The organism is Microcoleus sp. D3_18a_C4, assembly GCF_036702415.1.
Classification (GTDB): Bacteria; Cyanobacteriota; Cyanobacteriia; order Cyanobacteriales; family Microcoleaceae; genus Microcoleus.
The window spans coordinates 89,794-104,455 of the sequence record NZ_JAUBTI010000006.1 but is presented as its reverse complement, the minus strand read 5'-3'; the positions used below and the strand labels follow the sequence as shown (position 1 = coordinate 104,455).

The 14,662-nt window shown below is 46.2% G+C and carries 17 protein-coding genes; 11 read left to right on the top strand and 6 right to left on the bottom strand.

Going from position 1 to position 14,662, the window contains the following annotated elements; translation table 11 throughout:
* The first annotated feature begins 306 nt into the window (after positions 1-306).
* Entirely contained in the window at positions 307-888 is a 582-nt protein-coding gene (locus QUB16_RS05245) for an NAD(P)H-dependent oxidoreductase (RefSeq protein WP_333314527.1), read from the top strand.
* 77 nt (positions 889-965) lie between these two features.
* On the opposite strand, the gene QUB16_RS05240 is transcribed toward QUB16_RS05245, so the two are convergent.
* Positions 966-1,589, bottom strand: a complete 624-nt coding sequence (locus tag QUB16_RS05240) for a hypothetical protein (RefSeq protein WP_333314524.1) — start codon at positions 1,587-1,589, stop codon at positions 966-968.
* 90 nt (positions 1,590-1,679) lie between these two features.
* On the opposite strand from QUB16_RS05240, the gene QUB16_RS05235 reads away from it, so the two are divergent.
* Positions 1,680-2,150, top strand: a complete 471-nt coding sequence (locus QUB16_RS05235) for a helix-turn-helix domain-containing protein (RefSeq protein ID WP_333314522.1) — start codon at positions 1,680-1,682, stop codon at positions 2,148-2,150.
* A gap of 3 nt (positions 2,151-2,153) precedes the next feature.
* Complete coding sequence (locus QUB16_RS05230) at positions 2,154-2,723, top strand: PIN domain-containing protein (RefSeq protein ID WP_333314520.1); 570 nt, start codon at positions 2,154-2,156, stop codon at positions 2,721-2,723.
* 196 nt (positions 2,724-2,919) lie between these two features.
* On the opposite strand, the gene QUB16_RS05225 is transcribed toward QUB16_RS05230, so the two are convergent.
* The 3 genes from QUB16_RS05225 to QUB16_RS05215 form a co-directional block, all read right to left on the bottom strand.
* Positions 2,920-3,084 (bottom strand): hypothetical protein, encoded by a 165-nt coding sequence (locus QUB16_RS05225; RefSeq protein ID WP_333248978.1) that lies wholly within the window; start codon positions 3,082-3,084, stop codon positions 2,920-2,922.
* Between the two features lie 154 nt (positions 3,085-3,238).
* The gene (locus tag QUB16_RS05220) at positions 3,239-4,069 is read right to left on the bottom strand and encodes an inositol monophosphatase family protein (protein ID WP_333314518.1); all 831 of its coding nucleotides are present in this window, start codon (positions 4,067-4,069) and stop codon (positions 3,239-3,241) included.
* A 75-nt stretch (positions 4,070-4,144) separates the two neighbouring features.
* Positions 4,145-5,578 carry a BCD family MFS transporter gene (locus tag QUB16_RS05215; RefSeq protein WP_333314516.1) on the bottom strand — a complete coding sequence of 478 codons (1,434 nt, stop codon included), beginning with the start codon at positions 5,576-5,578 and terminating at the stop codon, positions 4,145-4,147.
* A gap of 150 nt (positions 5,579-5,728) precedes the next feature.
* Here QUB16_RS05215 and QUB16_RS05210 point away from each other — a divergent pair, with 150 nt between their 5' ends.
* Together QUB16_RS05210 and QUB16_RS05205 are read left to right on the top strand one after the other, a co-directional pair.
* Positions 5,729-6,673: an aldo/keto reductase gene (locus QUB16_RS05210; protein WP_333314601.1), complete on the top strand. Its 945-nt coding sequence runs from the start codon at positions 5,729-5,731 to the stop codon at positions 6,671-6,673.
* 158 nt (positions 6,674-6,831) lie between these two features.
* Positions 6,832-7,347 (top strand): isoprenylcysteine carboxylmethyltransferase family protein, encoded by a 516-nt coding sequence (locus QUB16_RS05205; RefSeq protein ID WP_333314515.1) that lies wholly within the window; start codon positions 6,832-6,834, stop codon positions 7,345-7,347.
* 111 nt (positions 7,348-7,458) lie between these two features.
* Here QUB16_RS05205 and QUB16_RS05200 read toward each other — a convergent pair whose 3' ends face one another.
* Complete coding sequence (locus QUB16_RS05200; RefSeq protein ID WP_333314514.1) at positions 7,459-7,674, bottom strand: hypothetical protein; 216 nt, start codon at positions 7,672-7,674, stop codon at positions 7,459-7,461.
* A gap of 471 nt (positions 7,675-8,145) precedes the next feature.
* Here QUB16_RS05200 and QUB16_RS05195 point away from each other — a divergent pair, with 471 nt between their 5' ends.
* Together QUB16_RS05195 and QUB16_RS05190 are read left to right on the top strand one after the other, a co-directional pair.
* On the top strand, positions 8,146-8,544 hold the full coding sequence (locus QUB16_RS05195) for an ASCH domain-containing protein (RefSeq protein WP_333314511.1): 399 nt from the start codon (positions 8,146-8,148) through the stop codon (positions 8,542-8,544).
* 158 nt (positions 8,545-8,702) lie between these two features.
* Positions 8,703-8,831, top strand: a complete 129-nt coding sequence (locus tag QUB16_RS05190) for a hypothetical protein (protein ID WP_333314506.1) — start codon at positions 8,703-8,705, stop codon at positions 8,829-8,831.
* A 137-nt stretch (positions 8,832-8,968) separates the two neighbouring features.
* Here the strand turns inward: QUB16_RS05190 and QUB16_RS05185 are convergent, their stop codons facing one another.
* Positions 8,969-9,583 (bottom strand): pentapeptide repeat-containing protein, encoded by a 615-nt coding sequence (locus tag QUB16_RS05185; protein WP_333314504.1) that lies wholly within the window; start codon positions 9,581-9,583, stop codon positions 8,969-8,971.
* A 74-nt stretch (positions 9,584-9,657) separates the two neighbouring features.
* Here QUB16_RS05185 and QUB16_RS05180 point away from each other — a divergent pair, with 74 nt between their 5' ends.
* The 4 genes from QUB16_RS05180 to QUB16_RS05165 all read left to right on the top strand — a co-directional run bounded on the left by QUB16_RS05180 (position 9,658) and on the right by QUB16_RS05165 (position 14,635).
* Positions 9,658-11,091: a hypothetical protein gene (locus QUB16_RS05180; RefSeq protein WP_333314502.1), complete on the top strand. Its 1,434-nt coding sequence runs from the start codon at positions 9,658-9,660 to the stop codon at positions 11,089-11,091.
* 411 nt (positions 11,092-11,502) lie between these two features.
* A complete protein-coding gene (locus tag QUB16_RS05175) occupies positions 11,503-13,086 on the top strand; it encodes a chloride channel protein (protein WP_333314501.1) in 1,584 nt (527 codons plus the stop codon).
* A 62-nt stretch (positions 13,087-13,148) separates the two neighbouring features.
* On the top strand, positions 13,149-14,024 hold the full coding sequence (locus tag QUB16_RS05170) for an Rpn family recombination-promoting nuclease/putative transposase (protein ID WP_333314600.1): 876 nt from the start codon (positions 13,149-13,151) through the stop codon (positions 14,022-14,024).
* A gap of 131 nt (positions 14,025-14,155) precedes the next feature.
* Complete coding sequence (locus QUB16_RS05165; RefSeq protein ID WP_333314498.1) at positions 14,156-14,635, top strand: J domain-containing protein; 480 nt, start codon at positions 14,156-14,158, stop codon at positions 14,633-14,635.
* Positions 14,636-14,662 lie beyond the last annotated feature (27 nt).

Sequence of the window (14,662 nt, the reverse complement as noted above, 5' to 3'; positions counted from 1 at the left end):
GACTCCTCAGTCAATCGATTTTAGATTTTAGATTTTAGATTTTAGATTGAAGCATTGGCCCCACGGATAAATACGTTCGGCAAGTTTCATCGGATACAGGTTTTTTATTTCACCGGTCCTGAGTCTGCGAAGGAATGAATCACGTGGCGGGTATCCTGGATGCTTTCAGTCACGTCGGCCCGGTTTTTTATTGGTGACTATTTATTTAACTAATATATGTTAAGGCAAGAGACAGCGATCGCCTTACTTTGCTAAAATCTAGCTTGGAAATGTCAAGATTATCTTGTCAAAATATCAGGAACTACCGTGAACAATACACCAAAAATTCTCGCATTTGCCGGAAGTACCCGCGAAGCATCCTACAACAAACTGCTGGTAAAAGTTGCGGCGGCTGGGGCTACGGCGGCGGGTGCAGAAGTTACTTATGTAGATTTGCGCGATTTGCCGATGCCGCTATTTGACGAAGATTTGGAAGCAAAAGAGGGAATGCCAGAAAATGCGCGTAAATTGAAGGAATTGATGGTAGCGCATGACGGATTTTTGATAGCTTCCCCTGAGTATAACAGTTCAGTTACGCCTGTGTTGAAAAATGCGATCGATTGGGTATCGCGCCCAGCACCGGGTGAACCGGGATTGGTGGCATTTACTGGCAAAGTAGCGGTAATTATGAGTGCTTCTCCAGGCGGAATGGGCGGTTTGCGGGGATTAGTGCATTTGCGATCGATCCTGGGGAATATTAACGTATTGGTACTCCCGGATCAGAAAGCAATTCCCCAAGCTTTTGAAGCATTTAATGCTGACGGTACGATGAAAGATGCCACACTGCAGGACTCTGTTGAGAATCTCGGTGCTAAGTTGTCTAATGTGCTGTCGAAATTAATCGCATGAGGCAATAAATTCATTTTGCAGTAGGGACACAGCAATGTTGTGTCCCAATCCCAGCATCTGTTATTTTGCTGGCTGCATCAAGTGCGATTCATAGAATAAAAGCCTTGAAACGGCATTGTTAAAATGCCCAATATTCGACTAATTTCATTAATAAAAAAGTCTCGCTTGTTAATGAAAATTGTGCTCTTACTCAATTTAAGAAACTTCCAATCAGTACCCGTAGTAACAGCCCCATAAATGCTTTCAATTTGCTCTCCGCTGCGTTGATTAAATAATTGGGCGGCTACCCTTTCTGCAATACACTGGCCTAAACCGGATTTAATACTTTCATTCTTAGCCTCTGTGAGAGTAATTACCGGGGCGCGAATTTCATAGGAATCCTTCGATGCAGTGAGAATATAATCGCAATACCCGTTTAAGCCCGCTTCTACATCTACATTGAATTCTGAACCAGAGAAAAAACCAACTTGAAAATTAAATTGCCGCCTGACTTCCAATAATATTGGAGCAATAATTAATTCAGCACGAGCCTTTTCTGTATTAATTGCAGTAGCTAAAGACAGGTTTTCAGTTAAAGTCGTTTGCAAATAGGAACTTGGCTGTACCTCTGGGATATCACTAAACAAATCTAAAGGTTCTTCTACGGTTAAATTAAAAGATTCTCTAACTTTCGCTAAAGTTGTAAAGTCCCTGTATGCCACAGGTTAACCTCCTTGCTCGATTTGGGCGATCGCATTCTCAAATTGCTACAATTATAATTGATTGCCTGTTATTCTCACCCCCAAATTAACATGACATTCACCGGAGATCCCGACTCAGCACCTGTTTTACCGACAGCAGCAGAAGCAGCGGTTGCCAAAACCAGCAGCCGCGCTTTAGAATCGCACTTGCAAAATCATCCGTCTGGCGAATCCCTCAAATTGATATTAAACGAAAAAGAGGGAAAGACAATTGACATACCTGCCGCAGCATTGCCACTGCTATTAGCGATTTTGCAACAGACAAGCAGCGGCAATACTGTCAAGCTAACTCCAATTACTAAAGAACTTCATATTTATCAAGCAGCAGACATTCTGGGAGTTTCAGATAAATATATGCGGGAGTTGCTGGAGGCGGGCAAAATCCCTTACAAGACAGTCAGGAACAGTCGCCGGATACGTTACGAAGATTTAATGGAATATAAGAAACAAAGTTACGAAGAAAGCTGTAAAATTATGGATATGCTTGTAGATGAATCAGAAGCACTCGGTTTGTACCCTTAAAACATGGCAATTTTAACTGTTATTTACGATGCTAATGTTTTGTATTCGGCATCTCTTCGTGACTTATTTGTAGAGTTGGCAACTACCGACATAGTTGAGGCACGTTGGACTGAAGAAATTCACGACGAGTGGATGAGAAATGTACTGATAAACCGTCCCGATATAAGATTTGAACAGCTTGCCCGAACCAAAAGATTAATGAATGCAAGTGTTGAAAATTGCTTGGTGCAAGGCTATGAGACAATTATACAAGAGTTAGAACTTCCAGATCCGGGCGATCGTCATGTCCTCGCTGCTGCAATTCACTCTCGTTCTAAGTTTATTATTACTTTCAATCTCAGAGATTTTCCTGAAGAAGCCCTTGCAGCTTACGACATTTTAGCGCAGCATCCAGATGATTTTATTTTAGACTTGCTTGACCTCAACTGGCAAACAGTATGCAAAGCAGCCGAGAAACAAAGAATCAGGCTCAAGAATCCGCCAAAAACGCCTGACGAGTATTTACAAACGCTGGTAGAATTGGGACTGCCGCTGTCAGCAAATCGGATGCGAGAATTGTGCGATCGAGATTAGTTCGATCGCAAACCGCAGAGTTTTCCGAGTTTCTTCCCAGGTTTATTCTTGTATCTTCCCACAGGCTAACTCTTCGACCTAGCCAATATACCGCTCATCTACTTTTTCCAAGACCGCAGTAAATCTATTTACCCTTGTGCCTCTACTTGAAAACGGGTATAATTTTATTTCCGAGAGATAATAGGTCGTGAAAACATTACCACAAATTGTACCGAAACCGCATCACCCGATCGACGTAGAATAAAACCACCCGATCGCAGATTGCCAGAAATAGACGAGAGTAGGCATACTTGAACCATCGGTCATCGGTCGGTATATTTCTTCTAAACAGCACGGCAGACGTGGGAGACTCCTCCGTCACGCCTGCCCTGCAGTTTTATTTGATAATTGTGTGATTTGTGCGATCGCCAATGATACCAGTTCCCAAAAAGAATGAAACTGTAGATTATATTCAAACCCTTTGGGAATTAGTAATTCCTTAATCGAAAATCGAAAATCGAAAATCGAAAATAGTATCACCCCATTTTTTTCTTCTTCCAAGCCTCCACAAACGGCACAAACACCGACACCAACTCCTGCCGGTTCACCACCAAAGTCGGATAAGAAACTCTCCCGTAATTCTTCCCCACTTCCAGCGGAAAAATCCCCTGGGATTCCAGCGGCAACCAAACCGCACCAGCAGCCTTCACAATTACCCAACTCCCCGCAATATCCCAAATTTTCGGAGTCGCTTCCACCCCTCCCAACACCGCACCCGAAGCCACAGTCAAAAAATTGTAACTAGCCATACCCAACATCCGAACTTTACTCGGAAGATGAGGCCCCATTCCCACACTCCGCGAACACAAATTAAAAAAATGATTCCCGCTCATTTTATCAGCACTCGGCCGAATTTGCTGCCCGTTTAAAAACGCACCTTGAGGCATATTGTCAAACACGCCGCCCGCCAAATCAGGTGCATAAAAACCGTGAAAAGACTGATTAATTGGCGGCAAATGCACGCAGCCAAAAACCGGAGTTCCGCGATACAACAAACCCAAAGAAATACCCCAAATCGGAATTCCCCTAGCAAAATTAGTTGTAGCATCCAAAGGATCGACAACCCAACACCATTGAGTATCTGGGAAAACCTGTTCGCCTTCCTCGCTTAAAATGCCGTGAGTGGGAAAAGCAGATGCGATCGCACTTCTAATTTCCGCATCAGCCCAATTATCCGATTTCGTCACCAAACTCCCGTCATCCTTCTCATCCGCTTGCACGGAACCGAAATCTTGCAACAACTGCTGTCCGACTGTCTTGACAGTAGTCTGAGAAAAACTTAAAATAGAATCCCAAAAATCTTTCATTTGCAGTTTTTTTGTATTAAGGACTGAAGCCCTTGATTAACAAGAGAATGAGGACTAAAGTTCTCACTACAAACCTCAGTCTAATTCATTTTCAAGAATAGTGGCGATCGCACTTTTAGCATTATCCTGAAACTCCCGAACATCCACCCTACCCAACAGCCAAACAGCCAGAATCATACCCACCGCCGGCACAGCAAAAACCAACCCGTAAGCCAACATCGGCACCCCAAACAAACTTCTGCCCAAATCCAAAATAGCACCGCCGCTAATCGTCGCCACACCACGCGCCATCGCCTGCGACAAACCCCAAGCGCCAATAAAAGTCCCAGCAGTTTCCGCAGCCGTCAAATCCAACATCAAACTCAGCGCACCCGTCGTAGTAATACCCGAAGCAAAACCAAAAAACATTAAAGCCGACTTAAACACAATTGGATTTCCTGTGAATCCAGATAAAATAATTAAACCAAAACAAGCAGCCACCGACAAACAGCCCAACCTAATCGTATTTTCCTTGCCAATGCGCGGCACAATTAAAAAACCAGTAGCGCTCAAACCGATCAGAGTACCAGTACCGTAAATAGCATTCAACTGCGTAGTTTCCGAAATCGGCATCTTAAAAATTTCCCCGCCGTAAGGTTCCAAAACCGCATCCTGCATAAACAAGCAAATTGTCATAATCAGCAGGAAAGTAAAAAACAAACCGGTTTGGCGGCTAGCAGTCAAAATCCGCAGCGCACTTCCCAGAGTAATTTTATCTTCTCGATTCACTGCGATCGATCGCACCCCGTACCGCGAATACTTTTTCTCAACGCCAAAAGTTGCAATCCCCACCAACAGCAAAACCAGCGCCGGCACCTTCACAAACAAACCGTTAATCGAAGCCTGCAACACTTCCCGTGGCACATCCCCATCAATTTGCTTCAGCAAACCGCTGCTAACAATCGCCCCGATAATAATACCAACCATCAACATCGACCACACCACACCCACCAACTTCGATCGATCCTCCTCATCCGAAACATCCACCAACAAAGCAGCAAAAGGAGTCGAACTCGAACAAATAGCAATACCGTAAAGCGCAAAAATCAAACCCAACAAACCCACCCAACCGTAAGTAGGAGTCGTCCACCCCACAGCCTCCAAACTGCCGCCCAAGCGCCACATCACCTGTACCGCCAAAAAAGCAGAAATCACAAACAAAACGCTTCCTACCCACACATAACCCGTGCGGTGATGGCCAAACAAAGGCTTAGCATCAGACATCTGCCCAAACCACACCCTAGCCGGGGCGACAAACTGGTGCATCGCCAGCGTACCCGCCACCACAGTAGCCGGAATCGCCAACTCTTTAATCATGACGCGATTGAGTACCCCCAGCGTCAAAATCGACATCATGCCCAATCCCATCTGAAACAAACCCAACCGGAACATAGTCAGCAGGGTAACTCTCTTGATGGCAGGAGTCGCGGAATCTGTTAATCTTGAATCTGGTAAACGGTCGATCGACATAACTATTGAAATAAACAGAGCATTTGAATTTATAGTAACTGAGATATCGCAACCCGCCGCCTTTCCTCCCCAGGCTAGAAGCTCGATCGGGATTATTCGTATAAATTCATATAAAAATAAAGAGAATCAATAACTGTGGATTTACCAACCGTGACAACCATTACCCTAGGACAAAATGGCCCAGCCGTCATTCCCCTGTGCGTCGGAACTTGGGCTTGGGGCGACAAACTATTTTGGAACTACGGCAGCAACTACGGCGCCGCCGAAGTCGAAGCAGCATTCAAAACATCCCTAGACAGCGGAGTCAACTTCTTCGACACAGCCGAAGTCTACGGTAACGGCTTGTCAGAAGAATTGCTGGGGCAGTTTATCAAAAAAACCAGCCAACCCGTTCAAATAGCCACCAAATTCGGCCCCGTACCTTGGCGGATTACAGGAAAATCAGTTTCCGAAGCCTTGAGTGCCAGCTTAAAACGCTTACAAGTAGAACAAATAGCCCTCTACCAAGTTCACTGGCCGTTCACTTTTTTGCTGAGTCAAGAAACCCTGATGAACGCCTTAGCCGATGAAGTAAAACAAGGCAGAATTCAAGCAGTAGGAGTCAGCAACTATTCAGCAGAACAGATGCGCCAAGCCCACAAAATACTAGCAGCAAGAGGCGTTCCCCTAGCAACAAATCAAGTCCGTTACTCCTTGCTGTCGCGGCAAGTAGAAAAACAAGGGATTGTGAGTGCAGCCCGCGAATTGGGCGTCACAATTTTAGCGTACAGCCCCTTAGCCCAAGGATTGCTCACCGACAAATACACAGCCCAAGAACAACCTACAGGAGCCCGCAAAATGGACTCCCGCTTCAGTAAAAGCGGCCTCGAAAAAATTGAATTAGTCATGTCCACTCTGCGGAAAATGGGCAGAAAGCGCGATCGCACACCCGCCCAAGTTGCCCTAAACTGGTTGATATGCCAAAACGGAGTCATCCCCATTCCCGGCGCCAAAAACGCCAAACAAGCCCAAGAAAACGCAGGCGCATTAGGCTGGAATTTGAGCCAAGATGAAGTCAATCAACTAGAACTAATGACTCGTCCCTGGCGAGAATAAATTTGTTAATTGTTGACTGTTGACTGTTGACTGTAGGTTGTTTTTACTTCGGTCTACCCAACCTACAGTTCACTTCCTTCTTCCGATTCTTCACCTTCGATAATTAATCCGTGTATCCGTGTCAAAATCAGTGTCGTGCCTTCCCTCTTCCTTCAATTATGAAAATCTTAACTGACTGGGGCTTCACGCGCGAAGGCTGGCGCAATAACAGCCGCGGCGAATATTTAGTTTTGCTTCAAGGAGGATTGCTCACAGGATTTGTAATCTTACCAGTTTATCAACTGCCAGGATTAAAAATTCAATCAACTCACTTACTTTATATTATCTGGTTTATGGCCAGTATTCTCGGCTTAACCGGATTAATTTTCATCATCAAAGGATTGATAGACTTAGGAAAAAACCTCACACCTTTACCATATCCCAGAGAAGACGGAGAATTAGTCCAAACAGGCATTTACGGAATAGTGCGGCATCCATTATACAGCGGCTTAATTTTAGCAGCCCTCGGCTGGACACTTTTTCAAATGAGCATATCCCACTTAATAGCCAGCGCACTATTAATAATACTTTTCGAGATCAAAGCCAACCGAGAAGAAACCTGGTTAACCAAAAAATATCCAGCCTATTCAGAGTACCGCCAGCGAGTAAAAAAACTAATTCCGGGCATTTATTAAAAGTTCGATCGCCCGTAGTTGGCGCTCGCCAATGAATCAGTTTTGATTTCTGTATCGTTTTTACCTGAGTCTAGAGCCCCCTAAATCCCCCTTAAAAAGACCCATTTAGAGCTACTTTTCGAGCAATCGTTCTCTAACATACTCGGCGATCGCAGGTTGTAGCATTAAACTTGTTGATGAGGTATAATTGAGCGATCGCTCCGCTAGGGATTCCAATGCTTCCATCAGTTGTCGGCCCGAAACTTTGGGTAAAATTTCTGCTTTTAAATTCGCAGGAGTCGCTCTTTCTTGATTAATTGCAATCCAATACATAATTTGTTGTTGCATCGGCGGTTGAAACCGCGTCTACACATACGAAGTCCCAGCAGAGGGGCACTAAGAAATAAGAGGGGTATTTAACGGATTTGGGATGAGGTGAAATCTAAAATCTAAAATCTATCGGGGAATTTACGCAAGTTTAAAAAAGCTTGTCACTTTTTCTCATCGGCGGGGCGATCGAGTGGATTTACGCAAGTTTACAAAAGATGGTTACTTTTTCTCACCGGCAGGGCGATCGAGGTAATTTATATAAGTTTACAAAAGATGGTTACTTTTTCTCACCGGCAGGGCGATCGAAGAGGTTTATTCTTTGAGTTAAGGCAGAGCAGAAGGTGTTCAGACTGTTCGGAGTTAAACCGCAGATGTGCAGGATAAGCCGACTATGAAGAGCGTTGTACCGCATCTGCGACACTATTATAAGTTGTGTTGTTGCGCGCAGCGTGACAGAAGCGAGCGGACAAATTCGTTACAAGGATAGCTATGAGCGAGCAATGGTGGTCAAAACTTAACCAGTTCTCTTTTGGCGATACGCCGCAAATGGCAGATGAATTGGCACTTTTAGTCATTGGCGGGGTGAAAACGGGCAGCTCGTGGCATCAGAGTGAAGGCCAGCAAACACAAGTGGGGCAAAAGCACGTGGTGTTGGATGGGGAAGGTTCGCCTGTTGCCATAATCGAGACCGTAGAACTCCGACTACTCCGCTACGATGAGGTTGATGAAGCGTTTGCTTATGATAGTGGTGAAGATGATCGAACTCTTTCTTCGTGGAGGGCAGGTTATCGCAACTATTACGAGCGACAAGGCAAATACGCGCCAGATATGCTTTTGTATTGTGAACGATTCAAACTCATTGAAATTATTAAGTCCGTCGAACGGTGAGCCTAAGTTAATAAGTTTAGATTATTAAGTTGCGAGTTCAGCCTGCAAAACGCCAATGACAACAACACAACAAGGCGCTGCACCCGACCGCCTACAGTCCGTTCGTTCCTCGCTACCCCTTTGACGCACGCTGACAACAAGATATTGTTGGAGTTATCATGTTGCTCAACGATCGCCCTCACGTGCTCCATCAGCTCGATCGCCAACAATACACCAAACTGCTAGCTATTAGAATGGCGATCGCACCTCATCACCCCTTCATTCCCTCACCAAATAACGGGAAATGAAGGTTGCAGGCGCGATCGCTCTTTCTCCTGACTAATGCTAATGACTGATGACTACTGACTAATGACTGCTTTCGGAGTCAACTATCAACTATCAACTGTCAACTGTCAACTGTCAACTGACAACTGTCAACTGACTTTCATTCCTGCCGCGTACCATCAGGCATCACCGCACCCTTTAAATTCGCCCCTGCCAAATTAGTATCCAACAGCAAAGCATTTCTCAGATTAGCACCCTTCAAATTAGCACTTTCCAAATTAGCCATCCACAGATTAGCCCCCTCCAAATTCGCCCCCTCCAAGTCAGCAGTTACCAAAAAAACACCTTTCATAAAAGCACCTGTTAAGTTAGCATTTCTCAAATTACTCCCTCCCAAATAAGCATCCTCTAAAAACGCATTTTCTAAATTGCTTCCCTCCAAATTTGCCCCAGCCAAATTGCTGCTTATCAGGTAAACCCCAGCCAAATTTGCCTGTTTCAAGTTAGCGTTTACCAAATGCGCGCTCCACAAATTGGCATCTTTCAGGTTGGCTTTTTCTAAATTGACGCCTTCCAGAAAAACTTCGCTCAAATTCGCCCCGGAAAGATTGCAACCTTGACATTCCCTCGCTGTCAGCAATTGCCGGACTTGATGCTTGACTGACGAACGGTTCGCTGCGAAAATTATTAAACCTGTAGTTGCTAAGGCAATAATACTAAAAGTTACCAGCCCGATCGCACTTACAATCTTACTTTGCCCCGCACCTCTAAACATCTGCTTGCAGTCCCCTAAAAATATTTCGATAATTGTTCGTATTTATAACCTAGTTCCTTCCTTCCCCAGCCCCTATGAAAAAACAGTTTAAATTTAAATTCCTGACGATCGCACTTATTGTAAGCTTAGCAATAATGGGTGTCGGATGCGATCGCCTTTTCAAAAAACCCTTTCAACTTCCCGCCTCAGCCAAACAAGAACCCTGGCCAATTCAAACAGGCCTCCGAGCCGGCATCCTCCGCGAAAATATACCAACAGTCAACCGCGTAGTTTTAGTACCCGACGAAGCCACATTCTTAGCAGCAATCCAAAAATGGAATCTCAAAGGAAACTGGCCTATTCTCATCGAAGACAAAAAATATGCGCCCATGTTTTTGCAGCGCTTTCAACCCGAAGAAATAGTCCGTTTGCCAAGTATAAAACAGCAACTGCCAAAAAATCAAAAACTCCAGCAATTAATGCTGAACGCCGCAGCAGCAGCCTGGAATGCCACGGATACTCCAACCTTAAAAGCAAAATGGACGCAACTCGGCTGGGAACCCCCAGGAGTAGTAATCACATCAGAAAACGACCCCGCACGCTCAGCAGCAGTTGCCTTAGCAGCCGCTCACGGCCAACCTTTAGTATTTCTCGAAGGCAACTTCGGAAAACCCAACGATACCCTCAATAACACACAGTGGAAAACTCTGCAACTAGCAGTTACAAAAGCTGTCGAATCAACCGGATTTTTTTATTCTCAACTCGCAGACCCGATCGACACAATAACCATTGTACGCCAACTAGCAGTCAAATATCAATCTCCTGAAAAACCAGACGAACAACTAGCCGTTACCGACGGTTTGGGAAGACACCCCAACGGCGAACGCTGGGCGGCTGTTGGCTGGATTTACGGTTCCGAGGTGCGATCGATCTATCAAGCCATGTGTGCCATATTTTTAGACAGCCAAACAGCCATGCTTTATGACAGTTACCCCAAGGAAGGAAATTGGGCAAAATATGAAATGGAGGAAGCAGCTAGCGGACTAAAAAGCATAGGTTTAAATGTCCAAGTAGTGCAGCAACCAGAATCTACCCTGGAAAAGTGGAGGAGTTTAGCCTCAAAACCGTGGACATTTGACTTAATATTAATGAATTCCAAAGGCTATCCAAAATCATTCCAAGTCGGCAACGGCGACGCTTTAGTTGAAGATATACCAAAACTTCTATTTCCCGCAGCAATCCACATGATCCACAGTTGGTCAGCAGCAGCGCCAGATGACACAAACACCGTTGCCGGAAGGTGGCTAGAGAATGGTGCTTACGCATATGTTGGCAGCGTCCACGAACCTTTTTTATCTGCATTTATTCCACCTAAATTAATGGTCGATCGCCTAAAGCGAGGATCACCCTTTTTAATCGCAGCACGCCAGCTAGAATCCCCTCCCTGGAAAGTCGCCACCATCGGCGATCCGCTAATGTCGATCGCCAAACCCAGACCAAGAATCCCGCCCAATCAACAACCGATGTGATATTATGCGCGAACGAGGGATTTAAAATTGGAGATAGGAGATTTGTGGTTTGAGATTTGTGGTTGTCAGGTATAATATCCAATCGCCAATTCTTTAATTTGAAAGTTGTTTTGCACTGAGTTATATGATATGACCCGTTCACTGAGCCGATCGACCTAAGCGCCAAAACTATAAATATAGTTAATTAGGATGATTGCGAGAGTGTATCTAAGTTTGAATGTAAGTGAGTATACAATCACGCCAAATCCGCCGCTCCTCAGAATCAGTCATTCCACCCCAGCAGCCAGCCCCAAAAATTTACCCTAAAATACGCCTTAATATAAGTTGTCAATTCCCCTAAAATCACTCAAAATGAAAATAAGAAATAAATTGTAATATTATATAACTTCTCACCGAAGAATTAACCGCTAAATGAGAGCCATCCCTCCTGTGGATCTGCAGCCACCCGGGCCAACCGCAGCAACTCCCCAAGCCTCCCGCCTAAGCCCGCTATTCAACCGCCTGCACCCCAGCCCAGAAACCCTCCTGCTCATCCTCTCCCTAGTCATCGGGGGAGTTACGGGTGCAGGCGTCGTCACCTTTCACTACCTCATCCACTTCATCCACAGCCTGATGCTGGAAGACTTCATGGGGGCGATCGCCTCGAAAGGCTCTTGGACGCTAGCCTGCATTCCCACCCTCGGCGGAGTCATCATCGGGCTGATGCGGTGGCGGTTTCGGGACTTTGGCCCGAATATGTCTTCCTTAATTGCAGCCACCCGCGGCCTGCAAGAACTCTCCCCCCTCAAACCCATCACCAAAATGGTGGCAGCCTCAGTTTCCCTCGGCACCGGCGCCTCCCTCGGCCCGGAAGCCCCCAGCGTCGAAATCGGCGCTAATTTTGGAATGCTGCTGGCTCAAGTTTTGCAGCTCTCGCCAGAACGGCAGCGCTTGCTCCTGGGCGCGGGAGCAGCAGCAGGTTTATCGGCCGGGTTTAACTCTCCCATCGCCGGAGTCTTCTTTGCCTTAGAAGTCGTGCTCGGCAGCACCTTCGCCACTTCGTCAGTCAGCGTTGTCTTGCTCTCGGCGGTAGTTTCGGCGCTCATCGCTCAAATCTGCTTGGGAGCTCAGCCGGCCTTTTCTTTGCCAGTCTACGATGTCCGCAGCCCCCTAGAACTGCCTCTGTACATGGGATTGGGAATTTTAGCGAGCGGAGTGTCTCTAGCCTACACAGAAGCAATTCAATTGGCCGAGGGCTGTTTTCAAGGAAAAGTCCGAGGATTTGCTTGGCTCGGACGACTGCCCCGGCCGCTTCACCCGATCGTCGGCGGGGCCGCAGTCGGCTTAGTCGCCCTGCAATTGCCTCAAATTTTGGGTGTCGGCTACGAAACAGTCCAAGCAATGCTCCAAGATGTTAAATTTTCCTTGCCTTTGCTACTGCTGCTGCTGTTTGTCAAACTGGCGATGACAGCAATCAGCCTCGGCAGTGGTTTAGTTGGCGGCATCTTCGCTCCGGCGATGTTTTTGGGAGCTTCCCTGGGTTCGGCTTATGGCCTGTTTTTGGAAATGCTGCCGGCAATGAGCGATCGAGTCGCTGGCCCTGCCGCCTACGCAATGGTGGGAATGGCCGCCGTCCTCGCCGGCAGCGCCAGAGCACCGCTGACAGCCATCCTGTTGATGTTTGAATTAACCCGCGATTATCGGATTGTCTTGCCTTTGATGGCAGCCGTCGGATTGAGCGTTTGGCTGGTGGAGTGGGTCAACCGCCGATCGACAGCCCACAGCCTCAACCTTCAGCAAATGGGCGTAGACGTGGCTGTCAATACACCGATCAAAGCCAGAGAACAGTTGCAAGATTGGGAAGATGTTTTGGGCGATCGCATCGTCACAGAGTTGATTTCTTGCCAACTCCCCACCGACGGCGAACACAGGGACGATGAGCCTGTGCTGGCGATCGCCAATGCACATTTGCCGGAAAATGTCAAACCATTACCTGAAACAAAATCAGCCGTTTGACGGATCTCAAATCCCGTTGCTTCGCCACCAAACCGATCGCCTTAAAGCTAAATCTGACAACTATGATATTTATCAACCCGAAAACGGATTATGCCTTCAAAAAAATATTCGGTTCCTCAGAAAGCAAAGATATTCTAATTAGCTTTCTCAACGCTCTAATTTATGAAGGCAATCCCACCATCCAAGACTTAGAAATTATCAACCCAAATCTGCCGCCCAAACTAGAAGGCTTAAAAGATAGTTATCTGGATGTGAAAGCCCAACTTAGCGACGGCACTTTAGTAATTATTGAAATGCAAGTGCTCAACGTCCAGTCTTTTGGCAAGCGAGTTTTGTACAATGCAGCGAAGACTTACGCTTTTCAATTGGAAGCAGCCCAAGGCTATCGATTGCTGAAGCCAGTGATTGCTTTGACTATTACGGATTTTGAAATGTTTCCTAATAGCCCCGAATTTATTTCCCGATTTGTGTTCAAAGAAGTCAAGAAAAACTTTACGTATCCCGAAAACGATCTGGATTTAGTGTTTGTAGAGTTGCCGAAGTTTACCAAAGGACAGGAGGAACTTGAAACTTTAGCAGACAAATGGATTTATTTTATGAAAAATGCGAGAAGTCTGACATCGGTTCCAGAAACAATGGATAGCATACCAGAAATACATGAAGCTTTTAATATTGCGAATCAAGCCAGTTTGAGCAGAGACGAAGTGGAAGATTTGGATAGAAGAGAACAGTTTATTTATGACCAACAGGGAGCAATTATTAAGGCTGTTCAAGACGGCATAGAACAAGGCATAGAACAAGGCATAGAACAAGGAAAGCGAGAAAAGGCGATCGCGATCGCCCGACAATTACTTTCACAGCTAGATAATGCCACGATCGCCCAAGTTACGGGGCTTAGCGTTGAGGATGTCCAAAATTTGCGATCGACCAATTCATAGTTTAAAGTGGGCGATCGTACCTTGAGCCGATCGCCCACCCTCAACCCCTCGACATCGCAGATAGTGGCGCTACCCTCAAATCTGCTCTAAAATAATCAAAAATTATAAACAACAAGCCCAGAGGCGCTGAGGTGACTCTTAACGAGGGAACTGCACAAAACCAAAGTCAGAAAATACCCGGCAAAACCCCCTTGGGTTCTAGTTACTACGGCTTGTTAGGGCTGCATCCTTCCGCATCGGCGATCGAAATTCGGCGATCGTACCGGGAACTGAGCAAACTCTACCATCCCGATACCACCGAGCTGCCGCCCGCAGTCGCCACCGCCAAATTTCAGCAGCTCAACAACGCCTACGCCACCCTCAGCAACCCAGAACGTCGCCTCGCCTACGACCTCAAAATAGGCTATTCTCGCCTGAACGTGATTCAGTCGCCCCCAGGCTTCAATACTCCGGTTTCGGGATCGGGCAAAAAAACTTCCAACTCCGCTTACCTAGATCCCACGGATCGACCTCTTTCCCCCGGAGAAATTTTCGCTCTGTTTATCATGGGAGCTAGCTTAATCGGATGTTTGGTACTGGCGATCGCGATCGGCTTAATTCGCGGCAATTAAAGCCTCAAATCCCAAATCTCCAATCTA

Coding starts and splice junctions, on each gene's coding strand:
- QUB16_RS05215 (WP_333314516.1), bottom strand. CDS start 5,578: ATGTCGATCGACCGTTTACCAGATTCAAGATTAACAGATTCCGCGACT.
- QUB16_RS05190 (WP_333314506.1), top strand. CDS start 8,703: ATGTTGCTCAACGATCGCCCTCACGTGCTCCATCAGCTCGATCGCCAA.
- QUB16_RS05170 (WP_333314600.1), top strand. CDS start 13,149: ATGATATTTATCAACCCGAAAACGGATTATGCCTTCAAAAAAATATTC.
- QUB16_RS05185 (WP_333314504.1), bottom strand. CDS start 9,583: ATGTTTAGAGGTGCGGGGCAAAGTAAGATTGTAAGTGCGATCGGGCTG.
- QUB16_RS05230 (WP_333314520.1), top strand. CDS start 2,154: ATGGCAATTTTAACTGTTATTTACGATGCTAATGTTTTGTATTCGGCA.
- QUB16_RS05205 (WP_333314515.1), top strand. CDS start 6,832: ATGAAAATCTTAACTGACTGGGGCTTCACGCGCGAAGGCTGGCGCAAT.
- QUB16_RS05235 (WP_333314522.1), top strand. CDS start 1,680: ATGACATTCACCGGAGATCCCGACTCAGCACCTGTTTTACCGACAGCA.
- QUB16_RS05200 (WP_333314514.1), bottom strand. CDS start 7,674: ATGCAACAACAAATTATGTATTGGATTGCAATTAATCAAGAAAGAGCG.
- QUB16_RS05220 (WP_333314518.1), bottom strand. CDS start 4,069: ATGAAAGATTTTTGGGATTCTATTTTAAGTTTTTCTCAGACTACTGTC.
- QUB16_RS05175 (WP_333314501.1), top strand. CDS start 11,503: ATGAGAGCCATCCCTCCTGTGGATCTGCAGCCACCCGGGCCAACCGCA.
- QUB16_RS05180 (WP_333314502.1), top strand. CDS start 9,658: ATGAAAAAACAGTTTAAATTTAAATTCCTGACGATCGCACTTATTGTA.
- QUB16_RS05195 (WP_333314511.1), top strand. CDS start 8,146: ATGAGCGAGCAATGGTGGTCAAAACTTAACCAGTTCTCTTTTGGCGAT.